The organism is Streptomyces sp. NPDC043952 (assembly GCF_056435325.1).
Window position 1 is genome coordinate 23962 of sequence record NZ_JBWKES010000046.1, and the last position, 26895, is coordinate 50856.

Annotated in this window: 23 protein-coding genes; 13 read left to right on the forward strand and 10 right to left on the reverse strand. The window is 73.0% G+C overall.

Features of this window, described 5'->3' with window-relative positions:
* Positions 1 to 16 precede the first annotated feature (16 nt).
* The 4 genes from AC069R_RS31385 to AC069R_RS31400 form a co-directional block, all read right to left on the reverse strand.
* Complete coding sequence (locus AC069R_RS31385; protein WP_478770117.1) at positions 17 to 2458, reverse strand: right-handed parallel beta-helix repeat-containing protein; 2442 nt, start codon at positions 2456 to 2458, stop codon at positions 17 to 19.
* 236 nt (positions 2459 to 2694) lie between these two features.
* Positions 2695 to 3297 (reverse strand): Rv1733c family protein, encoded by a 603-nt coding sequence (locus AC069R_RS31390; protein ID WP_478770118.1) that lies wholly within the window; start codon positions 3295 to 3297, stop codon positions 2695 to 2697.
* A 208-nt stretch (positions 3298 to 3505) separates the two neighbouring features.
* A complete protein-coding gene (locus AC069R_RS31395) occupies positions 3506 to 4336 on the reverse strand; it encodes an MOSC domain-containing protein (protein ID WP_478770119.1) in 831 nt (276 codons plus the stop codon).
* Positions 4337 to 4379: 43 nt separating this feature from the next.
* Positions 4380 to 4823: a DUF6643 family protein gene (locus AC069R_RS31400; RefSeq protein ID WP_478770120.1), complete on the reverse strand. Its 444-nt coding sequence runs from the start codon at positions 4821 to 4823 to the stop codon at positions 4380 to 4382.
* Positions 4824 to 5128: 305 nt separating this feature from the next.
* Between AC069R_RS31400 and AC069R_RS31405 the strand changes: the two genes are divergently transcribed.
* Positions 5129 to 6406 carry a TerD family protein gene (locus AC069R_RS31405; RefSeq protein ID WP_478770138.1) on the forward strand — a complete coding sequence of 426 codons (1278 nt, stop codon included), beginning with the start codon at positions 5129 to 5131 and terminating at the stop codon, positions 6404 to 6406.
* Between the two features lies 1 nt (position 6407).
* Here the strand turns inward: AC069R_RS31405 and AC069R_RS31410 are convergent, their stop codons facing one another.
* Positions 6408 to 7601, reverse strand: a complete 1194-nt coding sequence (locus AC069R_RS31410; protein ID WP_478770121.1) for a glycosyltransferase — start codon at positions 7599 to 7601, stop codon at positions 6408 to 6410.
* 39 nt (positions 7602 to 7640) lie between these two features.
* Here AC069R_RS31410 and AC069R_RS31415 point away from each other — a divergent pair, with 39 nt between their 5' ends.
* From AC069R_RS31415 to AC069R_RS31435, 5 genes are all read left to right on the forward strand, one after another.
* Positions 7641 to 8435, forward strand: a complete 795-nt coding sequence (locus AC069R_RS31415; protein WP_478770122.1) for a glutamate racemase — start codon at positions 7641 to 7643, stop codon at positions 8433 to 8435.
* A 92-nt stretch (positions 8436 to 8527) separates the two neighbouring features.
* On the forward strand, positions 8528 to 9073 hold the full coding sequence (locus tag AC069R_RS31420) for a hypothetical protein (RefSeq protein ID WP_397987626.1): 546 nt from the start codon (positions 8528 to 8530) through the stop codon (positions 9071 to 9073).
* Between the two features lie 139 nt (positions 9074 to 9212).
* Positions 9213 to 10823, forward strand: a complete 1611-nt coding sequence (lnt, locus tag AC069R_RS31425) for an apolipoprotein N-acyltransferase (RefSeq protein ID WP_478770123.1) — start codon at positions 9213 to 9215, stop codon at positions 10821 to 10823.
* Between the two features lie 127 nt (positions 10824 to 10950).
* Positions 10951 to 11430: an NUDIX hydrolase gene (locus AC069R_RS31430; RefSeq protein ID WP_478770124.1), complete on the forward strand. Its 480-nt coding sequence runs from the start codon at positions 10951 to 10953 to the stop codon at positions 11428 to 11430.
* Positions 11431 to 11486: 56 nt separating this feature from the next.
* Positions 11487 to 12281: a 3-hydroxybutyrate dehydrogenase gene (locus AC069R_RS31435; RefSeq protein WP_478770125.1), complete on the forward strand. Its 795-nt coding sequence runs from the start codon at positions 11487 to 11489 to the stop codon at positions 12279 to 12281.
* Between the two features lie 6 nt (positions 12282 to 12287).
* Here the strand turns inward: AC069R_RS31435 and AC069R_RS31440 are convergent, their stop codons facing one another.
* Both AC069R_RS31440 and AC069R_RS31445 read right to left on the reverse strand, forming a co-directional pair.
* Positions 12288 to 12692: a pyridoxamine 5'-phosphate oxidase family protein gene (locus tag AC069R_RS31440; protein WP_478770126.1), complete on the reverse strand. Its 405-nt coding sequence runs from the start codon at positions 12690 to 12692 to the stop codon at positions 12288 to 12290.
* Positions 12693 to 12833: 141 nt separating this feature from the next.
* On the reverse strand, positions 12834 to 14423 hold the full coding sequence (locus AC069R_RS31445) for an oleate hydratase (RefSeq protein WP_478770127.1): 1590 nt from the start codon (positions 14421 to 14423) through the stop codon (positions 12834 to 12836).
* A 275-nt stretch (positions 14424 to 14698) separates the two neighbouring features.
* On the opposite strand from AC069R_RS31445, the gene AC069R_RS31450 reads away from it, so the two are divergent.
* From AC069R_RS31450 to AC069R_RS31465, 4 genes are all read left to right on the forward strand, one after another.
* Complete coding sequence (locus AC069R_RS31450) at positions 14699 to 16183, forward strand: APC family permease (RefSeq protein WP_478770128.1); 1485 nt, start codon at positions 14699 to 14701, stop codon at positions 16181 to 16183.
* Positions 16184 to 16254: 71 nt separating this feature from the next.
* Entirely contained in the window at positions 16255 to 17469 is a 1215-nt protein-coding gene (locus AC069R_RS31455) for an arginine deiminase (RefSeq protein WP_478770129.1), read from the forward strand.
* A gap of 20 nt (positions 17470 to 17489) precedes the next feature.
* Positions 17490 to 18512, forward strand: a complete 1023-nt coding sequence (argF, locus tag AC069R_RS31460; RefSeq protein ID WP_478770130.1) for an ornithine carbamoyltransferase — start codon at positions 17490 to 17492, stop codon at positions 18510 to 18512.
* A gap of 3 nt (positions 18513 to 18515) precedes the next feature.
* Complete coding sequence (locus AC069R_RS31465) at positions 18516 to 19427, forward strand: carbamate kinase (RefSeq protein WP_478770131.1); 912 nt, start codon at positions 18516 to 18518, stop codon at positions 19425 to 19427.
* A gap of 70 nt (positions 19428 to 19497) precedes the next feature.
* Here AC069R_RS31465 and AC069R_RS31470 read toward each other — a convergent pair whose 3' ends face one another.
* Positions 19498 to 21450, reverse strand: a complete 1953-nt coding sequence (locus tag AC069R_RS31470; protein ID WP_478770139.1) for a PAS domain S-box protein — start codon at positions 21448 to 21450, stop codon at positions 19498 to 19500.
* A 280-nt stretch (positions 21451 to 21730) separates the two neighbouring features.
* Between AC069R_RS31470 and AC069R_RS31475 the strand changes: the two genes are divergently transcribed.
* Positions 21731 to 22600, forward strand: coding sequence for a universal stress protein (locus AC069R_RS31475; protein WP_478770132.1), 870 nt, complete (start codon positions 21731 to 21733; stop codon positions 22598 to 22600).
* Between the two features lie 205 nt (positions 22601 to 22805).
* Here AC069R_RS31475 and AC069R_RS31480 read toward each other — a convergent pair whose 3' ends face one another.
* Positions 22806 to 23186, reverse strand: a complete 381-nt coding sequence (locus tag AC069R_RS31480; RefSeq protein ID WP_478770133.1) for a hypothetical protein — start codon at positions 23184 to 23186, stop codon at positions 22806 to 22808.
* A gap of 259 nt (positions 23187 to 23445) precedes the next feature.
* On the opposite strand from AC069R_RS31480, the gene AC069R_RS31485 reads away from it, so the two are divergent.
* Complete coding sequence (locus tag AC069R_RS31485) at positions 23446 to 24174, forward strand: FAD binding domain-containing protein (RefSeq protein WP_478770134.1); 729 nt, start codon at positions 23446 to 23448, stop codon at positions 24172 to 24174.
* A gap of 134 nt (positions 24175 to 24308) precedes the next feature.
* Here AC069R_RS31485 and AC069R_RS31490 read toward each other — a convergent pair whose 3' ends face one another.
* A complete protein-coding gene (locus AC069R_RS31490; protein ID WP_478770135.1) occupies positions 24309 to 25175 on the reverse strand; it encodes a helix-turn-helix domain-containing protein in 867 nt (288 codons plus the stop codon).
* A gap of 147 nt (positions 25176 to 25322) precedes the next feature.
* Here AC069R_RS31490 and AC069R_RS31495 point away from each other — a divergent pair, with 147 nt between their 5' ends.
* Complete coding sequence (locus AC069R_RS31495) at positions 25323 to 26210, forward strand: alpha/beta hydrolase (protein ID WP_478770136.1); 888 nt, start codon at positions 25323 to 25325, stop codon at positions 26208 to 26210.
* Positions 26211 to 26895: the final 685 nt, after the last annotated feature.

Sequence of the window (26895 nt, forward strand, 5' to 3'; positions counted from 1 at the left end):
GCGGAGAGCGCGGGGCTCAAGGCAGTTCCGGCAGGTCCTCCGGGTACAGCAGGGTCAGGTCGTCGGTGGTCGGGTCGGGGAGCTGGGCGACGCGGCTCGCGTGGCGTTCGACCATGGCCTCGAAGGTCTGGCGGGCGGTGCGGCCGTTTCCGAACGCGGGGCCCTTCGGGAGGGTGGTGAAGTAGGTGAGCAGGGCCTCGGCGGTGCCGGGGGCGAGTCGGTACTCGTGCTCGTCGGCCTGCTGTTCCACGATCCGCAGCAGCTCCTGAGGACCGTAGTCGCCGAACGTGATGGTGCGGGAGAAACGGGACGCCACACCGGGGTTGACGGACAGGAAGCGCTCCATCTCCGCCGTGTACCCGGCGACGATCACCACCACCGCGTCCCGCTGGTCCTCCATCAGCTTCACCAGCGTGTCGATGGCCTCCTTGCCGAAGTCACGCCCGGCGTCCTGAGGCGACAGCGCGTACGCCTCGTCGATGAACAGCACCCCGCCGTGCGCCCGCTGGAACGCCTCCTGGGTGCGGATCGCGGTGGAGCCGATGTGCTCGCCGACCAGGTCGACACGGGACACCTCGACCAGATGGCCCTTCTCCAGCACACCGAGGGAGGCGAGGATCTCGCCGTACAGCCGGGCGACCGTCGTCTTGCCGGTGCCGGGGGAGCCGGTGAAGACCAGATGCCGCTTGACGGAGGCGGCCTTGAGCCCCGCCCGCTGCCGCCGCCGGCCCACCTCGATCATGTCGGTCAGCGCCCGCACCTCGCGCTTGACGCTCTCCAGGCCCACCAGCGCGTCGAGTTCCCCGAGCACGTCCTTCGACGTACGCGGCGGCTCCACCGGCTGCGGCGCGGTGACCGGCGGCTCCGGCTCGGTGCTGCGCTGGCCGGGGATCGAACCGAGCAGCCCGGTGGAGTGCGACACCGTCTGCACGGCCGTCTCCCGCGGCGCCGGGGGCCGCAGGCTGCCGCTCTCGTCGCTGGTGCAGTCCTCCACGACCGGGCCCGACCCGGACCCGGCGTCCGGGCCGCCGCCCTCGGCGAACTCGTAGCCTCCGCGCGCACAGCGCTCGGTGCGGCACTTGCGCAGCGTGGTGCGGCAGCCGTCGATCACATGGAAGCCGTAGCCGCCGCTCCCGCTGACCCGGCAGTTCAGGAAGCTGCCCCGGCCGCCCGCGGAGACGTAGAACCCGGCCTCGGCGGGGGAGTCGACGGTGCAGCGCTCGATGGTCGGGTCGGCGCCCTTGGTGACGATCACCCCGGTCTGGGTGCCGTCCACCGTGCAGTTGTTCAGGGTGCCGCCGCTGCCGTGGTCCCGGAACCAGGCGCCGGTCGCCGCGTCCCTGATCCGGCAGTCGTCCAACTGCGCGGTCGCGCCGTCGCTCACCGACACGGCCGTGTTGCGCACCTGGGACAGGTCGCTGTCCACCACGTCCGCGCGCGAACCGCGGTCCAGCACGAACAGCGCGTCCGGCACGTCGTGCACCCGGCAGGAGTCCAGCACCGCGGTGGCGCCGTCGCTCACCCACACCGCCGGATAGTCACCGGTGCTGTCGAAGATCTCGCACTGGTTGGCGTCCACACGGGTGCCGGGGTCCCACACGGAGAGCCCGTTGCGCCCGAACTGCCGGACGGTGGTCCGGGTCAGCGTGAGCACCGAACGCGAGCGCAGATCGACCGCGTTCTCCGGGATGTCGTGGATCCGGCAGTCCTCCAGCGTGAGCACCGCGTCCGTGTCCAGGGTGACGCCGTCGGCGGTGGTGCGGTGCACATCGCAGTCGGTCAGCTGCGCGGCGGCCCGCTGGGTGACCTGGACGCCGGAGCCGCGGACCTCGTAGATCTCGCAACCGACCGCCTCCAGCGAGGAGTTCTCGCCGGTCACGGTGAGCCCGGTGCCGGAGGCGTGGTGCACCCGGCAGCGCTCCAGGCGCGGATGGCCGCCGCCGCGCACCGCCACGCCCGCCTGTCCGGCCGCCACGATCTCGCACTCCTCGAACACCCCGCTGCCGCCGTCGAGTACGGCGATGCCGATGCCGGCCGGGTTGTCCACGGTCAGCCGGCGCACGGTCGGCCGGGCCGCGCCGCGCACCTCCACGCCGACGGCCGAGCGGGTCACGATCCGCACGTCCATCAGCTCGGGCGTGCCCTCCTCGACCAGCAGCGCGGGCGCCGCCGCGTCCTGGCCCTCCACATGCAGGTCGTGCACCACGGCCGAGGCCCGCACGGTCAGCGGCACCCCGTCCACCGGGGCGATCCGCACCGAGCCGGGAGAGCCGTCCGGCCCGCGGAGCGTCACCGCCCGCTGGATCACCAGGTTCTCCCGGTAGGTGCCGGGGGCGACGGTGAGGACGTCGCCGTCGGCGGCGGCCTCCAGGGCGGCGGCGAGCGATGCGTACTCACCCGTGCGGCGCCGCCACCGCGAGGTGCCGGTGTGCGTCACCTGGACCGTGCCCTGTGCCATGGCGTTGCTCTGCCCCCACCTCGTCGTACTGATGGCCGCTGACGGCCGGCGCCCCGTCCGGGCGGCGCTGCCGGTGCCGGGTCCGTGAGCGGGCCCGGCCGCCGGGCCTGCCCGTTCGCGTCCCCGCCTGCTGCGAGTCCTGACGTGCCGCCGCCTGCGGGTCGTCGCCGAAAGCGCTTCGGCCGGTCCACCGTAGCGTGTGCGTCCGGGGTGGGTTGACCACAGCCCGCCCCCGGTCAGCTGCCGGTGCCCGCCTTGCCCCAGTCCGGGCCGGCCCGGTTCCAGGCCTGGTCCCAGCGGGCGTACCGGCGGCGGACCATGCGCCAGACGGTGAGCCGCCGGGCGGCCTCGATCAGGGCGGCGGCCAGCAGGGCGGCGCCGAATCCGGCCAGGACGGCGTGGGTCGTGGCCGTGACGGAGTCCAGCGGGCGGGTCGTTATTCGGCCCCGCGGATCCGTCCAGAGCCCGAAGTGGTCACCGGTGTGCGGGGACTTGAGGTCGGCGAGGACCGGGCCGTGCTGCGCGGTGCCGTCCGGCGCGGACCAGTCGGCGACGACGCGGCTGCGGGTCTCGTGCACGCCGGTGGTGTCGGGGTCGCTCTCGGGTGCCCGGCCCAGCGGTCGCACCACGGTGGCGGTGACCAGGTGGTGGGTGTGCTGCTCCACCCGCGCGGCACGCTGGAGCGAGTCCTCGGTGAGGAAGCCGACCAGTGCGCCGGTCAAGGGCGCCACCACGGTGATCAGTACCAGGGCCGCCAGCGCCACCCACGCCTCGGCCAGATCGGTCGCGCGGCACAGCGGATTGCGTCTCCAGCGCCACAGACCCGTGACTGCACGCATCTCACCACCCCCCACGTCCCCCGCGGCCGGTCGCGACCGCGACGTCTCACGCATTTCTCATGTCACCCCAACGACCGGGAACGCCACCAGGGTTCCCCGATCGCGAAAGCCGACCCCCCGGACCACCAGCCTTGGCGCTACCAGCTACCAGCTACCAGCTACCAGCTACCAGCTACCAGCTACCAGCTACCGGCTACCGGCTACCGGCTCACGCCCGCTCCAGCACCCGCACCGGGTCGCCGACCCGCACGGTGCCGCGGGTGAGCGGAACGACGTTCTGCCCGAAGACGAGACTGCTGCCGAAGCGGCGATGCCGGGCCAGTGTGTACAGCGGCTCACGGCCGCGCGCGGCGGTGCCCTGGTCGGTGGTGGTCACCACGCAGCGCCCGCAGGTGCGCGCCACGCGGAAGACGACCTCGCCGATGGAGATGCGCGCCCATGCGTCCTCCGCCCATGCCTCGGTGCCGGACACCACGACACTGGGCCGGAACCGGTTCATGGGCAGCGGCCCCTCCCCGGCGTGACGGCCCTCGGCTATCAGGGAGTTGAGGGCGTCGAGCGAGGCCGATGCGGTGACGAGCAGGGGGTAGCCGTCGGCGAAGCTGACCGTCTCGCCCGGCAGCGCGTAGTCGGGGTCTACGGGGCGGCGGGTGGCCGGGTCGTCCAGATGGACCAGGCGCACGTCCTGGTCGAGATAGGCGCTGCACCAGGCGTGCGCGGTGGCGGCGGCCGGCACCGCTTCCACCTTCTGCCCGAAGATGTGCACCGGCACGGTGCCCTCGGGCTCCGGGACCTCGACGGTCACCGCCGCCCGGTCGGCCGCCGACAGACGCAGACCGCCGCCGGCCAGGGGCTCGGCGGCGGCCAGGGCGAGACGCGGCTGCTCCCGCTGGGTGACGACCTTCCCCCCGGCGTCGATCAGCGCCCAGCGCCGGTCTCCGGCCAGCCCCCAGGGCTCCACCGCGGCCGCGTCGGCCGCCAGGCCCCGGAACGCCTTGACCGGGTAGAGGTGGATCGACTGCACTTCGGCGATGTCCATACCGCCATCGTGCCAGGTGCCACCGACAGCGGGGGCGCTTCGATCAGTATCCCCGCTGCTGGGGGTGGTTGTACGGGTCCTGGTACGGCGCCTGCACGGGGCGCGGCGCGGCCGGGCGCATCGCCTCGTAGCCGGTGCCGGGTGCCATCGGGCGCTGCTGCTGCGGGGCCTGCGGGCCGGGATAGCCGCGCGGGGCGCTCGCCTGCTGCGGGATGTACGCCGTGGGCGCCTGCTGGAACGGGGCCGGCTGTGGCTGCTGCGGGTAGCCGTAGCCGGGGGCCTGGGGCTGCGGGGAGGGCGCGGCCGGGAGGGCGGGGAGGGCCGACGGCAGGGCGGGAAGGCTGCTGCCCATGTCGTAGGCGGCGGGGACCCGGATCGGGGCGATCTGCGGGGTGCCCCGCTCGGCCACGAGGGAGTCGTAGATCGGAGTGTCCCGGAAGGAGGCGGAGTAATAGCCGCCGCCATAGGTGGAGCGGGGGGAGGTCATGGCACATAAGTTAAGCCCACGATGTGCTGGTTGGGGAGACCGATAAGAGGGTTGTTTTCCGTGTCGGCGGTGACCGGGGATCCTCAATACGAGCGAAGTTGTCGAAAAAGGGCAGCGGTTCACGTATGGATCATGTAAGGAACGGATTTCCGGGCCGGGTTACCGGCGGTCGACCAGCGATCTTCACGGGTCTTCGCGTGCGCGGCCCATGGGAGTTCGGCGGTGCCGGGCATAGATTGGGCATGCGGGGATGAACCGGGCGTCCGCGGACACGCGGGCGGGGAGGCGAGGGGGTCGACATGTCAATGCCGAAGGGATCGAACACACCGGTTCCGGCCACCGCGCTGCGGGTCGAACTGGGTCGGCGGCAGGGGCCCGGAGTGCCCGACACGGACGCCTCCGCGCTGTTGCTCGCCGCCGGAAAGGTCCGCTCCGACGCGGACTTCGTCTTCTACAACCAGCCCGTCCACCCCTCGGGGGCGGTGCGCCACGAGGGCAAGCGGACCGAGGGCGCGCTCGTCGTCGACACCCTGTCCGTCGATCTCGCGCGCGTGGAGGGCGCGGTCGAGCGGATCGTCCTCGCCGCCTCGGCGGACGGCGGCACGTTCGGGCAGGTCCCGGACCTGTACATCGAGGTGACCGACCCCGCGACCGGGCGGCTCGTCGCCCGCTTCGACAGCCCCGGCGCGAGTGTCGAGACCGCCTTCCTGCTCGGCGAGTTCTACCGCCGCCAGGGCGGCTGGAAGTTCCGCGCCGTCGGCCAGGGCTACGACAGCGGACTGGAGGGCCTGGCCACGGAGTTCGGCATCACCGTGGACGAGCCGCAGCACGCACCACCCCCACCCGCGCCGGTGCCGCCCGCCCCGGCACCCCTGGCCGACGCACCACCACCCCCCGCCTGGACCCGCGTGACCGCCGCGCCACCGCCCCCTGCCCCCGCCGCGCCGCCCGTCCGCCTCGCCAAAGTCACCCTCACCAAGGCCGCCCCCTCCGTCTCGCTGGCGAAGCAGGGCGGTACCTCGGGCGTCATGCGGGTGAACCTCAACTGGGGGACACGCAAACAGGTTTCCGGCTGGGGCGCCCGCTGGGGCGGCGGCGGTTCCGGGGACCTCGACCTCGACCTGTGCGCCCTGTACGAACTCGCCGACGGCCGCAAGGGGGTCGTCCAGGCGCTCGGCAACTCCTTCGGCTCGCTGCACCGGCCGCCGTACATCCATCTCGACGGCGACGACCGCACCGGTGCGGTGACGAGCGGCGAGAACCTCACCGTCAACCTGGACCACCTGGCAAAGCTGCGCCGCGTCCTCGTCTTCGTCACCGTCTACGAGGGCGCGACGTCCTTCGCCGGACTGCACGCCACCGTCACCCTCCAGCCGCAGTACGGCGCCCCCGTCGACTTCTCGCTGGACGAGTGCACGGTCCCCTCCACCGTGTGCGCGCTCGCCCTGATCACCAACACGGGCGGCGATCTCGTCGTCCGGCGCGAGGCCCGCTACCTCGTACCGGAGCGCGGGGTGAGCCCGCAGCGGACCATCGACCACGCCTACGGCTGGGGCATGAACTGGACGCCCGGCCGCAAGTGACTCAGCCCTCGTCGGGCACCGCGCCGGGACGGGCGTACGTACGGCCCTTCCAGGCGGCCCCGCGCCCCCGGTAGTGCTGCACGGCCGAGTCCACCGTCATCAGCAGGTACAGGAACGCGGTGCCCGGCAGCAGCGGGGCCAGCCACAGCGGCTGCCGGTAATACCGCAGCATCGGCACGTACGTGCCCGCCATCACCGCCCACGCCAGCGCGCCGGCGGCGGCCACCGGCGCGCTGCCCGCCGCCGCGCCCGCGACCACGGCCACAGGCGGCACCAGATACACCAGCGCGAGCCCGGCCACCGTGCCGAGCAGCAGCAGCGGGTTGTGCCGCAGCTGGGCGTAGGCGCTGCGCGAGACCATCCGCCACAGGTCGTGCAGCCGCGGATACGGCCGGACGCTGTCCACCCGGTCGGCCAGCCCCAGCCAGACCCGGCCGCCCGCGCCCTTGACCGCGCGGGCGAGGGCGACGTCGTCGATGACCGCGTGCCGGATGGCATCCGGGATCCGCGCCTTTTCGGCCATGCCGGCGCGCAGCAGGACGCAGCCGCCCGCCGCGGCCGCCGTGCGCGAACCCTCCCGGCCGATCCAGCGGAAGGGGTACAGCTGCGCGAAGAAGTACACGAACGCCGGGACCACCAGCCGCTCCCAGCGGCTCTCCACCCGCAGCCGCGCCATCTGCGAGACCACGTCGAAGCCGCCGCCCTCGGCCGCCGCGACCAGTTCCCGCAGGCTGTCCGGGGCGTGCGCGATGTCCGCGTCCGTCAGCAGCAGGTACTCCGGCTCGCGCGCGCGGGCCAGCGCGATGCCGTGCCGCACCGCCCACAGCTTGCCGGTCCAGCCCGCGGGCGGCTCGCCCGGCGAACCCACGGTGAGCGGCAGCCCGCCGTGCCGTCCGGACAGCGCGCGGGCCAGCTCCCCGGTGCCGTCCGTGCTGCCGTCGTCCACCAGGAAGACCTCGGCCCGCCCCGGATAGTCCTGCGCGAGCAGCGACGGCAGGCTCGCGGGCAGCACGGCGGCCTCGTCACGGGCCGGTACGACCACGCAGACCGACGGCCACGCGTCCGGTTCCCGGCGGCGCGGCAACCGGACGTCGGTGCGCCAGAAGAAGCCCTGGCACAGCAGCAGCCAGCACCAGGCGGCCAGCGAGACGACGGTGATCCACAGGAAGGCGCTCACGGGCGCAGTCTGCCCCACCCGAGCCGTTCACATGAGCGGATCGTCTATCGTGGCCGGGTGAAGATCGCGCTCATGGACTCCGGAATCGGTCTGCTCGCGGCCACCGCCGCGGTACGACGCCTGCGGCCCGACGCGGATCTCGTCCTCTCCCTGGACCCCGACGGCATGCCCTGGGGACCGCGCACCCCCGAGGACCTCACCCAGCGTGCGCTCGACGTCGCCGAGGCCGCCGCGGCCCGCCGGCCCGACGCGCTGATCGTCGGCTGCAACACGGCCAGCGTGCACGCCCTGCCCGCGCTGCGCGCCCGCCTGGAGCCCGGCGTCCCGGTGATCGGCACCGTCCCGGCGATCAAGCCGGCCGCGGCCGGCGGCGGACCCTTCGCGATCTGGGCGACCCCCGCCACCACCGGCAGCGCCTACCAGCGCGGACTCATCGCGGACTTCGCGGACGGCGTGCCGGTGACCGAGGTGCCGTGCTGGGGTCTCGCCGAGGCCATCGAACACGCGGACGAGGCGGCGATCGAGGCGGCCGTCGCCGCGGCGGCCGCGCTCACACCGGCCGAGGTGACCACCGTCGTCCTGGGCTGCACCCACTACGAGCTGGTCGCCGAGCGCATCCGCGCCGCCGTGCAGCGCCCCGGCGCGGCCCCGCTGGTCCTGCACGGCTCCGCGGGCGCCGTGGCCGCGCAGGCACTGCGCCGACTGGGTGAACCGCCCGCCTGCGATGCGCCCGCGGACGGCACCCTCACGGTGCTGCTCAGCGGCCGGGAAGGCGAGCTGCCGGCGGCGGCGCTGCACTACGCCGAGGGGCGGCTGCTGCCCGCGGTGAGCCCCTTCGCCGACCGCACCTGACCCGCTCACCCTTGGCCGGCCAGGGCCGCGCGGGGGCGGACGCGGCCCGAGAGGCGGTACTCGCACCGGGATTCCTGAGTAACCTCGTACTCATGAGGGACCAGCCCCGTACCGAGGACGATTTCACCCCCGAGATCTGGACCGGACGCGCCACCAACCGGGTGCAGTGGCTGCTGGCCCTGGCCGGGGCGGCCTGCCTGGCCCTGGGGATCAAGCTGGCCGTGGACTCCGCGTGGACGTCCGGGATCACCGCCCTGACGATGTCCGTGGTTGGCTGCATCGCGGCCGGACTGCTGGTCATCTTCGGCACCCTCGCCTTCGTCCACGTCGATCTCAGACTCGACCGGGAGTGCGTCGAGGTGCGCTGCGGCCACGCCGGACTGCCGCGCCGGCGCATCCCGCTCTCCCATGTCGCGGGCGCCGACTTCACCGCCCTGGTGACCCCCCGGCAATGGGGCGGCTGGGGCTACCGCTGGCGCCCCGAGAAGGGCACCGCGGTCGTCGTCCGCCGGGGCGAGGGCATCGTGCTCAGCCTCTGGGACGGACACACCTTCACCGTCACCGTCGACAACGCGGAATCCGCGGTCCGGGTGATCAGGGCACGGCTGCGGTCGATCACACCGGGGACGGCGGCCTAGCGGAACACCGACCGGTCCCGGCAGCGTGCCCGCGCGCAAGCGAGGCCCCCGGCGGCTCCGCAGCGGCGCCCGGCGGGGCGTCGGCCGGCCGCGGACCGCGGCTGTCGACGCCGAGGTCAGCGGCCGTACACTCACCCGCGTGACCGTCACCGCAACTTCCGTGGACCAGCCGGACCAGCTCCGGCCGTCCCCCGCGCCCGGCGGGCTGCGCCGCCGGCTGGCGCGCCTGGTCCCGGCCGTCGCCTCCGCCCTGTGCGGAGTGCTGCTCTACGTCAGCTTCCCGCCGCGGCCCCTGTGGTGGCTGGCCCTGCCCGCGTTCGCCGGGTTCGGGTGGGTGCTGCGGGGGCGCCGCTGGAAGGCGGCGCTCGGGCTCGGCTACCTCTTCGGGCTCGGTTTCCTGCTGCCCCTGCTGGTGTGGACCGGCGTGGAGGTCGGCCGCCTGCCCTGGCTGGCCCTGGTCGCGGTGGAGGCCGTCTTCATCGCCCTGGTCGGCGTGGGCATCGCCGCCGTGTCCCGGCTGCCCGCCTGGCCGGTGTGGGCCGCGGCGGTCTGGATCACCGGCGAGGCCGTACGGGCGCGCGTGCCCTTCGGGGGCTTCCCCTGGGGGAAGATCGCGTTCGGGCAGGCGGACGGCGTCTTCCTGCCGCTCGCCGCGGTCGGCGGCACCCCCGTGCTGGGCTTCGCGGTCGTCCTGTGCGGCTTCGGCCTGTACGAGGCGGCCCGGCTGATCGCCGAACGGCGCCGCTCGCGCACCGTGCGCCGCGCCGCGGCCGCCGCCGCGCTGCTCAGCGTGGCCGTACCGGTGGCCGGCGCCCTCGCCGCGCGCGGCCTGGTCAGCGACAAGGCCGAGGACGGCACCCGGACGGTCGCCGTGATCCAGGGCAATGTGCCGCGCGAGGGCCTGGAGTTCAGCGCCCAGCGCCGCGCCGTGCTCGACCGTCATGTGAAGGAGACCCTCAAGCTCGCCGCCGACGTCAAGGCGGGCAAGGTCCCCAAGCCCGACTTCGTGCTCTGGCCGGAGAACTCCTCCGACCTCGACCCCTTCAACGACCCGGACGCCGCCGCCGTCATCGACGAGGCATCGCAGGCGATCGGCGTGCCCATCTCGGTGGGCGCCGTAGTGGACCGGGACGGCAAGCAGCTCAACGAGCAGATCCTGTGGGACCCGGCCAAGGGCCCGACGCAGACGTACGACAAACGGCAGATCCAGCCGTTCGGCGAGTACATGCCGCTGCGCGGGCTCGTGGGGGCCATCAACAAGGACTGGACCACCATGCTCCGCCAGGACTTCAGCCGGGGCACCAAGCCGGGCGTGTTCGACATGGACGGCGCCAAGGTCGGGCTCGCCACCTGCTACGAGGCCGCCTTCGACTGGGACGTGCGGGACACCGTGACGCACGGCGCCGAGATGATCTCCGTGCCCAGCAACAACGCGACCTTCGACCGCAGCGAGATGACCTACCAGCAGCTCGCCATGTCCCGGATCCGCGCCGTCGAGCACAGCCGCACCGTGACCGTCCCGGTGACCAGCGGCGTCAGTGCGATCATCATGCCGGACGGGAAGATCACCCAGAAGACCGGCATGTTCGTGCCCGCCTACCTGGAGCAGAAGGTGCCGCTGCGCACCTCCACCACGCCCGCGACCGAGCTGGGCATCCTGCCGGAGCTGGCGCTCGTGCTCGTCGCCGCGGGCGGCATCGGGTGGGCCGTCGGCTCCGGACTGCGGGCCCGGCGCACCGCCGAGGCGTAGGCGCCGTACCCCCTGGTCGCCGTACCCGACCAGTCGCCGTACCCACCTGATCGTCCTGCCCGACCGGCCGCCGTACCCGATCCGGACCTGCGCCGGAGCGGGGGAGCGGCCGGTTAGGGTCGGTCCCATGGCTACACCTGACTTCATCCGCACCCTGCGTGCCTCGGCCGGACACCAGCTGCTCTGGCTGCCCGGAGTGACGGCGATCGTCTTCGACGACGAGGGCAGGGTGCTGCTCGGCCGGCGCACCGACACCCGGAAATGGTCGGTGATCGGCGGCATCCCGGAGCCGGGCGAGCAGCCCGCGGACTGCGCGGTGCGGGAGGTCTTCGAGGAGACGGCGGTACGGTGCCGGCCCGAGCGGATCGTCCTGGTCCAGGCGCTCCGGCCGGTCACGTACGGCAACGGGGACGTCTGCCAGTACATGGACATCACCTTCCGCTGCCGGGCGGTGGGCGGCGAGGCGCGGGTCAACGACGACGAGTCGCTGGAGGTCGGCTGGTTCGCGGTGGACGCGCTGCCCGGCTTGAACGAGTTCTCGCTCACCCGGATCAAGCGGGCCCTGACCGAGGAGCCCACCTGGTTCGAGCCGGCCACGCTCGGCTGAGACCGGACACGGCCGGGCCCCTCCCCGGCGTCGGCCGCCTTCGTTAGGGTCGGCCCATGACCTCCCCCATCCAGCCCCTCGCCCTCGATCTGGCCGGCCGCACCGCCCTCGTCACCGGTGCCGCGAGCGGTATCGGCCGCGCCTGCGCCCTGCGTCTCGCGGCCGCCGGGGCACGGGTGAGAGCCGTCGACCGGGACGCGACGGGGCTCGCCGCGCTCGCCGAGGAGGCGCGGCGGACCCCGGACCTCGCGGGCACCGTCGTCCCGCACCCGCTCGACCTGACCGACCTGGACGCGGCCGAGACGGCGGCGGCCGGCACCGATGTGCTGGTCAACAACGCGGGGCTGCAACTGGTGCGCCCCATCGAGGAATTCCCGCCGGACGTCTTCCATACGGTGCTGACCGTGATGCTGGAGGCGCCCTTCCGCCTGGTGCGCGGCGCCTTGCCGCACATGTACGCGCGGGGCTGGGGCCGGATCGTCAACGTGTCCTCGGTGCACGGGCTGCGCGCTTCGGCGTTCAAGTCCGCGTACGTCGCCGCCAAGCACGGACTGGAGGGCCTGTCCAAGACGGCCGCGCTGGAGGGCGCCGCGCACGGCGTCACCTCCAACTGCGTGAACCCGGCCTACGTCCGCACCCCCCTGGTGGAGAAGCAGATCGCCGACCAGGCGCAGGCCCACGGCATCCCCGAGGAGCGGGTACTGTCCGAGGTGCTGCTGAAGGACAGCGCGCTGCGCCGGCTGATCGAACCGGAGGAGGTCGCCGAGGCCGTGGCCTACCTGTGCAGCCCCCAGGCGTCCTTCGTCACCGGTACGTCCCTGGTCCTGGACGGCGGCTGGACGGCCCACTGAGGGCGCTCAGGCACCGGTCAGCTCACGCCCGGTGACCACCTCGGAGTCGATCCGCACGAGCACGTCGTCGCGGACCGGCATCCAGGAGTCCGGGCCGCCGGGGAGTTCGCGGCCGTCGGTGCCGGGCAGCAGCACGGCGCGGCCGGTGACGACCACGCTCCAGCCCGAGCGGGTCGCCGCGTCGAACTCGTCCGCCTCGAAGGCGACCACGGCACCGTCGATGGCGCGCACCAGGTCCGAACCGGCCGAGGTGCGCAGCAGCACGGCGGAATCCGCGTCGAGGCAGAAGTTGACGGGGAGGACCGCGGGGAGCGCCTGCTTGGTGTACACGACCCGGCCGACCGGCACCCCTGCCAGCAGGCGCAGGCAGGCCTCCCGGTCGAGCGCGCGAAAGCCGTCGTTCTGTTGCACCAGGCCATCGTCCCCGCGCGGACCCGGCCGGGATAGGGCCGGTCGGCCCCTGCCGCTGCCCCGGTGGCCTGCCGCGCCGCCGAAGGGCCCTTCGCGGGGCGCCCCGGCGGCGTCGCCCGGCCGGGTCCGCGCGGCCATGGCTCACACCAGCGCGGCCCGCAGCACACCGAAGGCGCTGCGCGGGTCGGCCAGGGCGTGGTGGATGCCGGGGATCTCGCGGTCGACGCCGAACAGCTCGTACACGGCGTGCATGGCGCCGCGCACCGAGTACTCCACGGTGAAGACGACGTCCTCCGGGACCTCGGTGTACTGGCCGAGGAAGGCGAAGTTCGCCGCGCCGCGCGGCACCACGAGCGGCCGGTCGGCGGCCGTGCGCGGGGCGAACTGGCTGGTGATGTACGGCATCATGACCGGGATCACCGTCGTGGTCGCCGCCACGCTCTCCTCGATGTCGGACATGCCGAGGTGGCCGAGGAGTTCGGTCAGGATCTCGCGGCCGGTGCACTCGGCCATCGGCTTGCCGGTGAAGTCGCCGGGCCGGTCCGGGAAGAGGCCGTAGCCCCACAGCGTGTACACGTCCTCGGGCTGGCCGTCGAAGTGCGGGGCGTGCGGGACGACCATGGACATCAGCCAGCCGGAGTCCGTGAAGGTCGTCAGCGCGCCGGTGCCGGGCAGATTGCCGGACAGCTCCTCGATGCGGTGCAGCAGCAGCGGGGAGCGCATGGTGAGCGTGAAGGACTCCCACTTCGCGTCGTCCACGCTGCCGTTGAACACGGCGGGCCGGCCGAAGTCGTCCGCCTTGGCCGCGACCGCCTCCCACAGCCGCCAGCCGCCGTCGCGCTTGTCCCGCACCAGCTCGGGTGCCCGGTCGTCACCGCCGTACGTGGCGTCGGCGGTCATCGAGCCGAGGGTGAGGAACGCGTAGTCGTCCGGGCCGAGTTCACAGGTCTCCAGGGTGCCCGCGCGCTCCAGGTGGAGCCGCCGCAGCCGTCGTACGCCCTGCTCGTCGGTGGTGAAGTCGGCGTCCGTGACCCGTACGCCGTGCTCGAAGCGCACCCCGCGGGCCTCCAGCCAGGCGCGCACCGGGCGGATGATCGAGTCGTACTGGTTGAGCCTGGTACGGCGCACCCCGGACAGGGTGTGCATGCGCGGGAACTCCTGGAGGAAGCGCAGGAGATAGCGGCGCAGTTCGATCGCGCTGTGCCAGTTCTGGAAGGCGAACGTGGTGCGCCACATCGTCCAGAAGTGCGTGCCGAAGAAGTGCGGGGAGAAGTAGTCCTCGATGCGGCGGCCGCCGATCAGCCGCTCGGGCAGCATCAGCAGCCGCAGCAGCTCCGCGCGGTCGTGGGCGTCGAGGCCGTAGTCGGCGGCGTCCAGGACGCGCGCGCCCGAGCCGATCAGCCGGGCCTTGGCCTCGGTGGGCCACTTCTCGTTGAAGTCGATGATCTCCTGACGCACCGAGACGGTCTCGTCGTCCAGGGTCGGAATCGTCTCCAGCAGGTCCCACAGGCAGGTGTACGCCTCCTCCTCCAGCATCCGCCCGCCGCGGGTGACGTAGCCGGCGGGCTGCCCGCTGCCGTCCATGGAGCCGCCGGCCACCGGCAGCTCCTCCAGGACGCGGATGCTGTCGCCGGGAAGACCGGCGTCGCGGACCAGGAAGACCGCCGCCGCGAGCGAGGCGATGCCCCCGCCGACGAGATGGATCCGTGACTGCCGTGGAGCGTCTGCCATGACGTTCCTCCGTTCTGTGCGCCCCGGCGGACCGGGACGGCCTTGGTGCGCCCGGCGGACCGGACGGCCGAAAGTGGTACGGCTTTCAGCCAACACCGGGGGTGCCCCGCGCGGCAGGGCCGTAGGTCCCCGTCCGTGGGGCCTGTGGGCGCCCAAGTGGGGACCGGTTGCCGTTCGGCGCGCACCCCGGTGACCAGCAGGATCGGTGGCGCACCGGCACCGGAGCCCGTCGGGGCACACACCGGAGCCCCCCGAGGCGCACAAGGAGCACAGGCATGTCCACCACCACACGCGGCGGAAAAGAGTCCCCTGGCGGGGCAGAGTCCGCCGGCGGGGAAGACACCCGCGGCGGAAGATCGTCCCGCGGCGGGGAAGAACCCCGCGGCGGAGAGGAACCCGCTCCACCGGCTTCCCTCGGCCTGCCCGCCGCCACCGCCCTGGTGATCGGCAGCATCATCGGCACCGGAGTCTTCGCGCTCCCCTCCGCCCTCGCCCCCTACGGGCCGATCGCCCTGGTGGCCTTCGGCGTCGTCACCCTGGGCGCCCTCGCGCTGGCGATGACCTTCGGCTCGCTGTCCGGGCGCGTTCCGGGCAGCGGCGGCCCCTACGTCTACGCCAGGGAGGCGTTCGGCGAGTTCGCCGGGTTCCTCAACGCGTGGTCGTACTGGATCACCGCCTGGGCCGGGAACGCCGCGATCGCGGTGGCCTGGGTCGGCTATGTCGAGGTGTTCGTCAACACCGGGCACCGCACCGGGATCTCGCTGCTCATCGCGCTCACCGGACTGTGGATACCGGCCGCGGTCAACCTCACCGGGGTACGCAACACCGGCGCCTTCCAAGTGGTCACCACCGTCTTGAAGTTCGTGCCGCTGGTCTTCATGGCCACCGTGGGGCTGCTGTTCGTCAAGGCGGACAACTTCGGCCCGTTCAACGCCAGTCACCAGTCCGCGCCGGGCGCGATCTCGGCGGCCGCGGCCATCGCCCTGTTCAGCTATCTCGGCCTGGAGGCCGCCTCGGTCGTCGCCGGGCGCGTGCGCGAACCGGGCCGCAATGTGCCGCGCGCCACCGTGTACGGCACGCTCGCCTGCGCCGTCATCTACATCCTCGGCACCCTCGCGGTCCTCGGCACCGTCCCGCACGGCCGACTCGGCTCCTCCAGCGCGCCGTTCAGCGACGCGGCGAACAACATCTTCGGCGGCGGCTGGGCCGGCGACGCGGTCGCGGTGGCCGCCATCGTCTCCGGCGTCGGTGCCCTGAACGGCTGGACCATGCTGTGCGCCGAGATGCCGTACGCCGCCGCCCGCGACGGACTCTTCCCCGCCGCCTTCGCCCGGCTGCGCGGCAAGAACGACGTACCGGTCTTCGGGATCATCGCCTCGACCGTACTGGCCTCGCTGATCACGGTGTTCAGCTACACCCGCTTCCAGGACGTCTTCACCAAGATCGTGCTGCTCAGCGTGCTCACCGCGGTCATCCCGTACCTCTTCTCGGCCGCCGCCCAGCTGTACTGGCTGCTGGTGCGCGGCCGGCGGAGCCTGAAGCCCGCGCGGCTGGTCCGGGACGTCGTCGTGGCCGCGCTGGCGATGGCCTTCTCCTACTGGTCGATCCAGGGCAGCGGCTACCAGACCGTCTACTACGGCCTGTTCGTGGTCCTGCTCGGGCTGCCGGTCTACATCTGGCTCAAGCGCGACCGCGGCGAGTACGGCGAGACGGTGCCGGCCACCGGGCCGCCGCCCCCGCCCGCCGCCGGGCACCCCTGAACCGGCCGCGTTCGCACCCACCCCCCGCACCACCACGACTGATCCCGCGCACACCCCGAAGGGCAACCGCCATGACCACCTTCCACGTCGACTCCGAGGCCGGCCGGCTGCGCCAGGTCATCCTGCACCGGCCCGGACTCGAACTGTCCCGGCTCACCCCGCGCAACGTCGACGCGCTGCTGTTCGACGACATCCTGTGGGCCAAGCGGGCCCGCGAGGAGCACGACGCCTTCGCCCAGGTGCTGCGCGACCACGGCGCCCGCGTGCACTACTTCACCGACCTGCTCGCCCAGAGCCTCGACGTCCCCGGTGCCCGCGACTGGCTCCTCGACCGCGTGGTGACCACCGCCACCGTCGGCCCCGCGCTCGTCGAGCCGGTGCGCGAACTGTGCGCGGGGATCGACGGCGCGACGCTCGCCGCATACCTCGTCGGCGGCCTGCTCAAGAGCGACATCCCGCTCGCCAGCCCGCACAGCCTCGTCTGGAACGCCCTGGACGACGAGGAGTTCGCCCTCGCCCCGCTGCCCAACCACCTCTTCCCGCGCGACAACTCCTGCTGGATCTACGACCGGCTGTCCGTCAACCCGATGGCCAAGGCGGCCCGGCGGCGCGAGAGCCTGCACGCCGAGACCATCTACCGCTTCCACCCGCTGTTCGCCGCCCAGGCGCCGCAGCCGATCCTGGACGGCCCGGTGGGCACCCTGGAAGGCGGGGACGTCCATGTCCTCGGCAACGGCGCCGTCATGGTCGGCATGGGGGAGCGCACCACCGCGCAGGCCGTGGAGAACCTGGCCGCCCGGCTGTTCGCCGCCGGTACGGCCACCAAGGTGATCGCCGTCCAACTCCCGGCCCAGCGCGCCTACATGCACCTGGACACCGTGCTCACCATGGTCGACCGGGACGCCTTCGTGGTCTATCCGGGCCTCGCCGACTCGCTGCGCTCGTGGACCCTCACGCCCAGTGACGCCCGCCCGGTCCGCTTCGCCGTCACCGCCAACTCGGACCTCGCGACGGCACTCGCCGAGGCACTCGACCTCGACAAGGTACGGATGCTGTCCGCGCCGCAGGACATCCGGGGCGCCGAACGCGAACAGTGGGACGACGGCAGCAACTTCCTCGCCCTCGAACCCGGCGTCGTCGTCGGCTACGAGCGCAACGTCACCACCAACACCTATCTGCGCAAGCAGGGCATCGAGATCGTCACCATCGCCGGCGCCGAACTCGGCCGCGGCCGCGGTGGCCCGCGCTGCATGAGCTGCCCCATCGAACGCGACCCGATCGCCTGACACCTCCCGAGGACACGGACATGACCATCGACCTGCGAGGCCGCTCCTACCTGAGCGAACTCGACTTCACCGCCGCCGAGATCGGCCACCTCCTCGATCTCGCCGCCGAGCTCAAGGCGGCCCGGCGGGCCGGCACCGAACAGCCCCGGCTGACCGGCAGGCAACTCGCGCTGATCTTCGAGAAGACCTCCACCCGCACCCGCTGCGCCTTCGAGGTCGCCGCCCGCGACCAGGGCGCCGCCACCACCTACCTCGGCCCCGGCGACACCCACCTCGGCGGCAAGGAGTCCGTCGCCGACACCGCCCGCGTCCTCGGCCGGATGTTCGACGGCATCGAGTACCGGGGCTCCGCCCAGAGCATCGTCACCGACCTCGCCGCGCACTCCGGCGTCCCCGTCTTCAACGGCCTGACCGACACCGCGCACCCCACCCAGAGCCTGTGCGACGTGTTCACCATGCGCGAGCACAGCGCCAAGCCGCTGACCGACATCAGCTACTGCTACCTGGGCGACGCCCGCAACAACATGGGCAACTCCCTGCTCGCCATGGGCGCCCTGCTCGGCATGGACGTCCGCATCGCCGCCCCGCGCGCCCTGTGGCCCGCCGCCGGACTGGTCGCCCAGTGCCGGGCCGAGGCCGAGCGCAGCGGGGCCCGGATCACCCTCACCGAGGACGTGGAGACCGCCGTGCGCGGCGCCGACTTCCTGCACACCGACGTCTGGGTCTCCATGGGCGAGCCCGCCGACACCTGGAAGGAACGCATCGACCTGCTGCTGCCCTACCAGGTCAACGAGAAGACGCTGGCCGCGACCGGCAACCCCGGCGTCGCCTTCATGCACTGCCTGCCCTCCCTGCACGACGACCGCACCCGCCTCGGCCGCCAGCTGCGCGACACCTACGGCCTGACCGGCCTGGAGGTCACCGACGAGGTGTTCTCCGCGCCCCGCTCGCTCGTCTTCGACCAGGCGGAGAACCGGCTGCACACCATCAAGGCGGTCCTCGTCGCCACCCTGGCCGGCCGGCCCGGCACCGCGGAGGGCTGACCGGTGCGCATCGTCATCGCCCTCGGCGGCAACGCGCTGCTGCACCGCGGCGAACGCCCCGACGCCGCCGTCCAGCAGGCCAACATCGACCGCGTGGCCCTCGCGATCGCCGCCCTCGCCCAGGACCACGAGGTCGTCGTCACCCATGGCAACGGCCCCCAGATCGGGCTGCTCGCCATGGAGAGCGCGGCCGACGCGGCACTGAGCGCCCCCTACCCGCTGGATCTCCTCGGCGCCCAGACCCAGGGCATGATCGGCTCCCTGCTGGTGCGCGCCCTGCACGGCGCGCTGCCCGGACGGCGGATCACCGCGCTCGTCACCCACACTCTCGTACGGGCCGACGACCCCGCCTTCGGGCACCCGGAGAAGTACATCGGCCAGGTGTACTCCGCCGAGGCCGCCCGCGCGCTGTCCCGCGAACGCGGCTGGCACATCGCGCGGGACACCACCGGGTGGCGCCGGGTGGTGCCCTCGCCGGCACCCGAGCGGATCCTGGAGACCGGCACCGTCCAGGACCTGCTGGGCCTCGGCACCCTCGTGGTCTGCGCCGGGGGCGGCGGCGTCCCGGTCGTGGACGGCGGGCACGGCGGGCCGCGCGGCGTGGAGGCCGTGATCGACAAGGACCTGACCGCGGCCCTGCTCGCGGAGGACCTCAAGGCGGACTTCCTGCTGATCCTCACCGATGTGCCGCATGTGTACGCCGACTTCGGCGGCCCCCACCAGCGCCCCGTCCTGGAGGCCACGCCCGCCGGACTGCGCTCCGGCGACTTCCCGGCCGGCTCCATGGGCCCCAAGACCGAGGCGGCGGCCCGCTTCGTGGAACGCACCGGCGGCCTCGCCGCGATCGGCGCCCTCGACGCGGCGTACGACATCGTGCGCGGCAGGGCGGGCACGCTGGTACGACCCGAGCCGTGACGACGCCTTCCCCGCGTCGCCGACGTGTCCGCACCGGTGTGCCCACAAGGGCCCGCCGGTGCGCGGGCGTTCACAGCTTCAGCGTGAACCAGGTCGTCTTGCCCTCGTCGGTGGGCCGTACCCCCCAGCCGTCCGCGAGGGTGCGGACCAGGAACAGGCCCCGCCCGGACTCCTCGTCGCCGGCCGCGTGCCGGGGCTGGGGCAGGTGCGGGCTGCGGTCGCTGACCTCGACGGTGAGATCCGTGGCCGTACGGCACAGCCGCAGCCCCACCGGGCCCTCGGCGTGCCGCACCGCGTTGGTCAGGGTCTCCGACAGCAGCAGGAGCGCGTCGTCCACCGGTGCCGGGCACCCCCACGAGGCCAGCGTCCGGCGCAGGAAGGCCCGGCCCTCGGAGACCGAGGAGGCGGCGGCGGGCAGCTCGGTGGTGACGGCGGCCAGCGGCGCCGCCGGGAGCCGCGCGAACAGCAGGGTCACATCGTCGTCGTGGCCGTCGGCGTCCCGCAGCAGCTCGGCCAGCACATGGTCGGCCGCCGCCTCCAGGCCGGCGGAGTGCGGGAAGAACGCGTCCAGGACGGCGGTGAGTTCACCGACCCGCGCCTCGATGTCGCTGCCCGGCGTCTCGATCAGGCCGTCGGTGTACAGCACCAGCGTGGCGCCCGGCGCGATGTCGAAGGCCGCGTGCTCGTACAGCACACCGCCCACCCCGAGCGGCGCGTTGACCGGCGCGGGCAGCGCCCGCACGCCCTCACGGGGGCCGACGACGAGGGTCGGCAGATGCCCGGCGGAGCAGACGGTGACGGTGCCCGTGTCCGGGGCGATGACCAGATAGCAGCAGGTGACGAGCTGGTCCGGCACGTCCAGGTCGGCGACCACGGTGTCCAGTGCCTGCATCAGCTGGCGGGGCTGCATGCCCGTCTTGGCGAGCGCGTGCGCGGCCGAGCGCAGCTGGCCCATCACGGCCGCCGCCTCCAGACCGCGGCCCATCACATCGCCGATGAGGACGCCGACCCGCCCGGCGCCCAGCGGTATCAGGTCGAACCAGTCGCCGCCGACCCCGGCACCCTGGGTGGCCGGCCGGTAGCGGCTCGCGGTGTCCAGACCGGGCAGCGCGGGCGGCGTGCCCATCAGACTGCGCTGGAGCGTGAGGGCGATGTGCCGCTGCTGTTCCAGCAGGGCCGTCAGCTCCGCCTCCACCTGCTTGCGGTCGCTGATGTCCCGCACGATGGCGCACGCCCCGACGACCTTGCCCGCGGTGTCACGGGTCGGCCACAGCGTCACGTCGACGTCCAGCAGCGCCCCGTCCTTGGTGACCCGCAGCGTCTCGAAGTGCTCGACCCTCTCGCCGAGGCGCAGGCGTTCGAGCAACGCCCAGATGTCGTCCTGGAGTTCGGTGGGGGCGAGCAGGGAGACGTGCCGGCCGATGACCTCCTCGGCGGTGTAGCCGTACAGCTCGGTGGCGGCCGCGTTCCAGTACGTGATCTCGCCGTCCAGGGTCTTGGCGAGAATGGCGTCCTGGGAGGACTCCACGAGCGCGGCCAGTTCGTTGATCCGGGCCTCGGCCGCCTTGCGCTCGCTGACGTCGCGCACCGCGGCGGAGACCAGCGGCCCGTCCGCCGTCTCCATCGGGCTCAGACTGATCTCGACCGGGAACTCGCTGCCGTCCTTGCGCAGTCCGTGCAGTTCGAGGCCCGCGCCCATGGGGCGCACCTGCCGGTTGGCCGCGTAGCCGTCGCGGTGCCGGGTGTGGTGGCCGCGGAAGCGGTGCGGGACGAGCAACTCGACCGGGCGGCCCAGCAGTTCCTCGCGCCGGTAGCCGAACAGGGCCTCGGTCTGGGCGTTGACCAGCCGGATGACGCCGGTGTCGTCGACGATCACCATGGCGTCCGGCGCCGCCTCCAGCAACCCCCGGAACCGCTCCTCGGCCGTCGACGGGCCGGCCTCCGGCAAGCGGGCTCCGCACCGGCACCGCCGGGAGACCGCGGGGTCCGCCGCACGGGCCGGCCCGTCCACGCAAGCATTCATATCCACCCCGCCATGTCGCTCGTGATGCTACGGACAGCCCAGCGCAACCGGCCGCCCACCGCCGTGACTTGTCGCGTCCTGGCCGGAACACGCCCCTGCGACGGGCGAAGGCGCGCAGGACCGGTCCCGGCCGAGCACAAGCGGTCGCGTCCGTCAGAGTGCCCGATCAGGGCCGGTCGGCCCCGGACCGGGGCCCTGAGGGCCCTGCCCGTCCGGGGGGCGCCGCGACGAGACTCGGGGCGATCCCGAACGGGATGTCCGACAACAGGAGGTGGACGTCATGTCCCGCACCGTCACCGTGGGCCTCGACGGCTCCCCCGAGAGCCGTACCGCCGCCGAATGGGCGGCGGGCGAGGCGCGACTGCGCGGACTGCCGCTGCGCCTGGTGCACGTGTGGGAGCCGGTGACGGAGTCCATGGCGCAGGATCCGGTCATCGGCGTGTCGGCGCAGCGGCACTGGACCGAGCGGATCCCGCGCGAGACGGCCGGGGAACTGCGGCTGCGCCACCCCGACCTGGAGATCATCTCCGAGCACCAGGACGGCTTCCCCGGCGAGTTGCTCGCGGCGGTCGCCGAAGAGTCCGAGCTGCTGGTGCTCGGCTCACGGGGCCTCGGCCGGGTCGGCGGCTATCTCGTCGGCTCCGTCGGCTTCTCCGTGGTCGCGCGGGCCGGCCGTCCGGTCGTCCTGGTGCGGTCAGGCCGGCAGCCCGACGGCGACGCCCCCGAGGGCCCGGTCGTCCTCGGCGTCGACACCACCGCGCCGGACGACACGGTCTTCGCGTTCGCCTTCGAGGAGGCCGAACGGCGCGGGACGCCGGTACGGGCCGTGCGCACCTGGTCCATGCCGCCGTACTACGTCTACGGTTTCGCCGCCGACCCCACCTTCGACCAGGAGTGGTCGCTCCAGGAGGAGGCCGCGCTCACCGAGGTGCTCAAGCCCTGGCGGCTGAAGTACCCCACCGTCGAGGTCACCGAGGAGTGCGGGTACGGAAGCGCCTCGCTGCGCCTGGTCGAGGCCTCGCACGGCGCCGCGCTCGTGGTCGTCGGCCGACGCCGCCGCCCCGCGTCGTTCGGCACGCACATCGGTCCGGTGACGCATGCGGTACTGCACCACGCGACGGCACCGGTGGCGGTGGTGCCGCACGACTGAGGGCGACGGACATGAACTGCGGCGCGCCCCATCCGGGTTGGTCCGGGTGGGGCGCGTGGGGTGACCGGGGAGTTCGCCGACGGGCTTGGCCGAGTGGGCCGAGGGGAGTGCCGGGACACCCTGACGGCGGGGCGGTCGCGGTGACCGTACCGCACGCCCCGCCGTCCGTCGGCGAGCGACAACTCACCCTAGTTTCAAGGCCGGTTCATGCTTCTCCGCCGCCCCGCCACGGTGGCGGGGTCGCCGTCCTGTGGGTGCGGTGGGTGACGCGGTCGGTGCGGCTGCGCAGACGGTCCTGGAGGCGGTCGGCGAGCTTGCGGACGCTGTGCTCACGGGCGTGCACGACCACGAGGCAGTGGCCCACCCGGATCTCGGCGCCGGCGGTCCAGGGCCCTCCGACGTGGTGGGCCGACGCCCTGGCGACCCGGATCTCGCCGCTCACGGGCGGCAGCTCCGGCCGGCCGAGCACGGCGTCCATCTTCTCCCGGAGATAGGCGAGATCGTCCTCGGTCATCTCGCCGTCGGCCCGTACGCGGACGGCGACGGCGCTCTCGGGGGTGCGGACGCCGGTGTCCCTGGCAGTCATGTGCTCCACTCCCTCTGATCGTTGCGTGCTGATCGTTCGGTGCAGCGCACCCAGCGTGCCCCGCGCACCGCCCCCGGCCCCAGGGCCGCCCGACCCGACCCACCGGGGCCGGTGGTCCCCCCGGCCGGACCCGCTTTCCTGAACCGGGCAACCTCCTCTGCAACGCGGCCAGTCGACGACCGTGCTCGTGTGAGCCCTGTACGCGCCCCCGCGCACGCGAGCAGACTGCGGTCTCCCCGAGGAAGGCAGGTCGGTCATCATGCTGTTGCGGCTGCCCACGTCCGTGTCCGAAGCCCAGGAGTGCCTGGCCGCGGGTGCCGTCCCGGTGGGCGGGGCGACCCTGGTGTGGGCCACCTGGCAGCGCGAGGGCTTCCCCGAACTGGCCATGTCGCTGAGGCGGTTGCCGCAGGCCAACGTCATCGGCCCCGAGACGCTGGGCGCCGCCGTACTGCTCGGACAGCTCGACGGCCGGGTGCCGGACGTGCTGCGCCTCGCGGCGGCCACGGTCGGCACCGGGGCGGTGCGCCGCACGGCGACGGTCGGCGGCAACCTCGTGGGCAGCACGCTGCGTTGCCTGCTCCCGGCCGCGCTCGTCCTCGACGCGCGGGCCACGGTGCTGGAGTCCGACGGCCTCCGCGAGACCGACCTGGCCGAAGTCGTCGCGAAACGGCCCCTGTTGCTCAGCCTGCGCTGGCGCGCCCCGCTCGCCTGCGCCTACCGCAAACTCCCCGCCGACGCGGGCGGCCCGCCACCCCTCGTCGTGGCCTCGGCCCTGCACGCCGGCGACGGCACCGGCGACAGCGCGGGACACGGCATCCGGGTCGCCGTACGCGACGGCTACGAGGTGCTCGCCGGCACCGCCGTACGCAGCGCCGACCCCGAGGAGACCCTACAATCCCTGCGCGCGACCGCCCTCGGCGACCTGCCCGCCGCCGCGTGGACGGTCGTACGACCCCAGGTGCTGGACCTGCTGGCCGGCGGGCGGTGATCCGTTCCGGCCACCCTCCCGGCTGGTCACGGCGGCGCTGGCGGAGCGGTCCAAAGGGTGTTGCAGAAGGCTTGGCGGCGGGCGTTTTCGCTCTATAGGCGGGGTAAGGCAGAGCACACGCCCGGCGCGGATCCTCAGCTGTCACCCTGGGTTGTGCCGCGGGCCAGGTCGGCCAGTCGTGCCGCGTCCGAGGTGCCGGGTTCGGCCGACCAGAGCACAAGTTGCTGTTCTGGGGCACCGGCGTAGCGGAAGGTGTCCCAGTCGAGGGTGAGTTCGCCGACGCTGGGATGAGTAATGCGTTTCCTGCCGAAGTCCTGGTGTGCGACCCGGTGTTCGGCCCACCAGACCCGGAACTGCTGATCGGCAACGGCCAGCTCGCCCACGAGAGCCGTGAGCGCCGGATCCGTCGGATTCGTTCCGGCTTCCATCCGCAGGACCTCGACGCATGTGCGAGCCACGTCCTCCCACTCCGGATAGATGTCGCGCATCACGGGGTCGGTGAAGACCATGCGGACGTAGTTGCGCTCGGACTCGGGCACGGCCGCGAAGTCACACAGCAGCTCCGCCGCCAGTGGGTTCCACGCGAGGATGTCGAGGCGTGGGCCGAAGACGATGACGGGTGTACCGGCGAGCTGGCCGAGCAACCGGGTCAGATGCGGGTGCACTCTCGGCCGGGCGGACCGACGCGGCGCCTTGCGGTGTCCGGCCCGCGCGGCCTGGCCGACCAGTCCTTCCACGTACGTCCTCTGGTCGCCGTCCAGCCGCAGCTCCCGCGCGAGGGACTCGAGCACCGGCGATGACGGTGCCAGTCGGCCCTGCTCGATGCGTACGTAGTAGTCGGTGCTGATCGCGGCGAGCTCGGCCACCTCCTCGCGGCGCAGCCCCCGCACACGGCGCTGGGTGTGCGTGCGCTCGGGAAGCCCCACCTGCGCCGGTGTGAGCTCGCCGCGGCGGTGCCTGAGGAACTCACCAAGCTCACGAAGATGCGCGGAACCAGTCACTTCTCCAGCATGGCACCGGGGAAAAGGCTCTGCCTGGGATAGATCTTTCCTAGGAAGCAGTACGACCTTCCTGCGCCTGACCGCCCGCCGGACAGTGGATGACGGCCCGCAACTCGCCGGCCACCCACGATCCCCCAGGAGCAGAAGATGAGGACTGACGTCCGCTTCCCGACCAACGGCCTGCAACTCGCCGGCCACCTCTACCTTCCGGACGGCGTCGATGGATCGCTCGCCGCGATCGTCGTCGGCCACCCCACGACCGGCGTCAAGGAGCAGGCACCGGCGGAGTACGCGACGCGCTTGGTCAAGGAAGGGTTCGCCGTCCTGACGTTCGACGCCGCTTTCCAGGGCGAATCCGAGGGTATGCCCCGCGGCCTGGAGGACCCTTTCCAGCGTGCCGAGGACTTCCGCGCGGCAGTCTCCTACCTCACCACCCGCCCCGAGATCGACCCCGACCGCATCGGCGTGATGGGCGTGTGCGGCTCCGGCGCCTACGCGCCCTACGCCGCCCAGACCGACCACCGGATGAAGGCCGTGGCCGGCGTGTCCGGGACCGACGTGCCCAGCTTCTTCCGCGGCGCCGACCCCGAGGTCTGGCAGGCGATGGTGGCAGACTCCGGAAACCTCCGCAGCGCCGAAGCCGCCGGCGAGCCCGCGGCGGCGTTCGCGGTGCTTCCGCAGACAGCCGACGCCGATACCCCCGCCCCGACGGCCGAGTTCGTCGACTACTACAAGACGCCCCGCGGCAGCCACCCGCGCTCCACGGGTGACATGGTCGTGCGCAGCGCGGATCTCCTCGATCAGTTCGACTCCTTCGCCGACGTCGCCAAGATCGCGCCGCGCCCGCTGCTCATGATCGCCGGCACCGAGGCGGTGACCCGCGGGTTCTCCGAGAAGGCCGTCTCCGACAGCCCCGGCAACGCCGAGCTGTTCCTCGTCGAGGGCGCCACCCACGTCGACCTGTACGACCGCGACCAGTACGTGACTCCTGCCGTCGCCAAGCTGGTCGCGTTCTTCCGCAAGCACCTCGCATGAGCCGGCAAGCGTGAGCGGCCATCCAGCGGGTGCCTGCTCCGCGCCGCGGGCCGTCGCTCCAGCCAGGGCGAGGTGTCCGCAACCAGCATTACGGCCTCATCGCGCTCGCGGTGGCCGGCCGGATCGAAACGAGCAGGTCGGCCGCCGCGGGAGCCGAGCTTCTGTCAGCTACAGCCCAGTCGCCGACGCGGGTGTTCTTCCTCCGGGGCGAGTGGTGGGGCGTGGTTGCCGAGCGGAATCGCGATCCGGATCTCGGCTGGGTAGAGGCTGTGCGGGTAGCGGCAGAACTCCAGGAACCCCGTCCGGTTCCTCCTCGGCTCGATGTGGCCGTATAGCCTCTCCCCACCGCGCTCGGCCCAGTCCCGCCCAGGCCCCGCCGCCAGGCCACCAGCGAGCCGGTGCCGCCGCGGGTGATCCGCGGAAACCGCCTGCCCTCATCGTCATCGGTCCCGTTGCGGAAGAAGTCCCGACGTCCGACGTCGCTTCTGCCGGCTCATCACTCGGTCGACCTGCCTTCACCGCTGTCGGTCACGCGTACGACGACCGACTACGAGCCGTGGCCGGCGAGGCGAACGTCGCCTGACGCGGCGCTAGGTGTTCTGTCCGGGGAGGTTGTGGACGGGTGAGCCAGGTCTCGGCTGAGGGATCTTGAACAGGTGAGGGCCTTCCGGTTCGGTGTGGATTG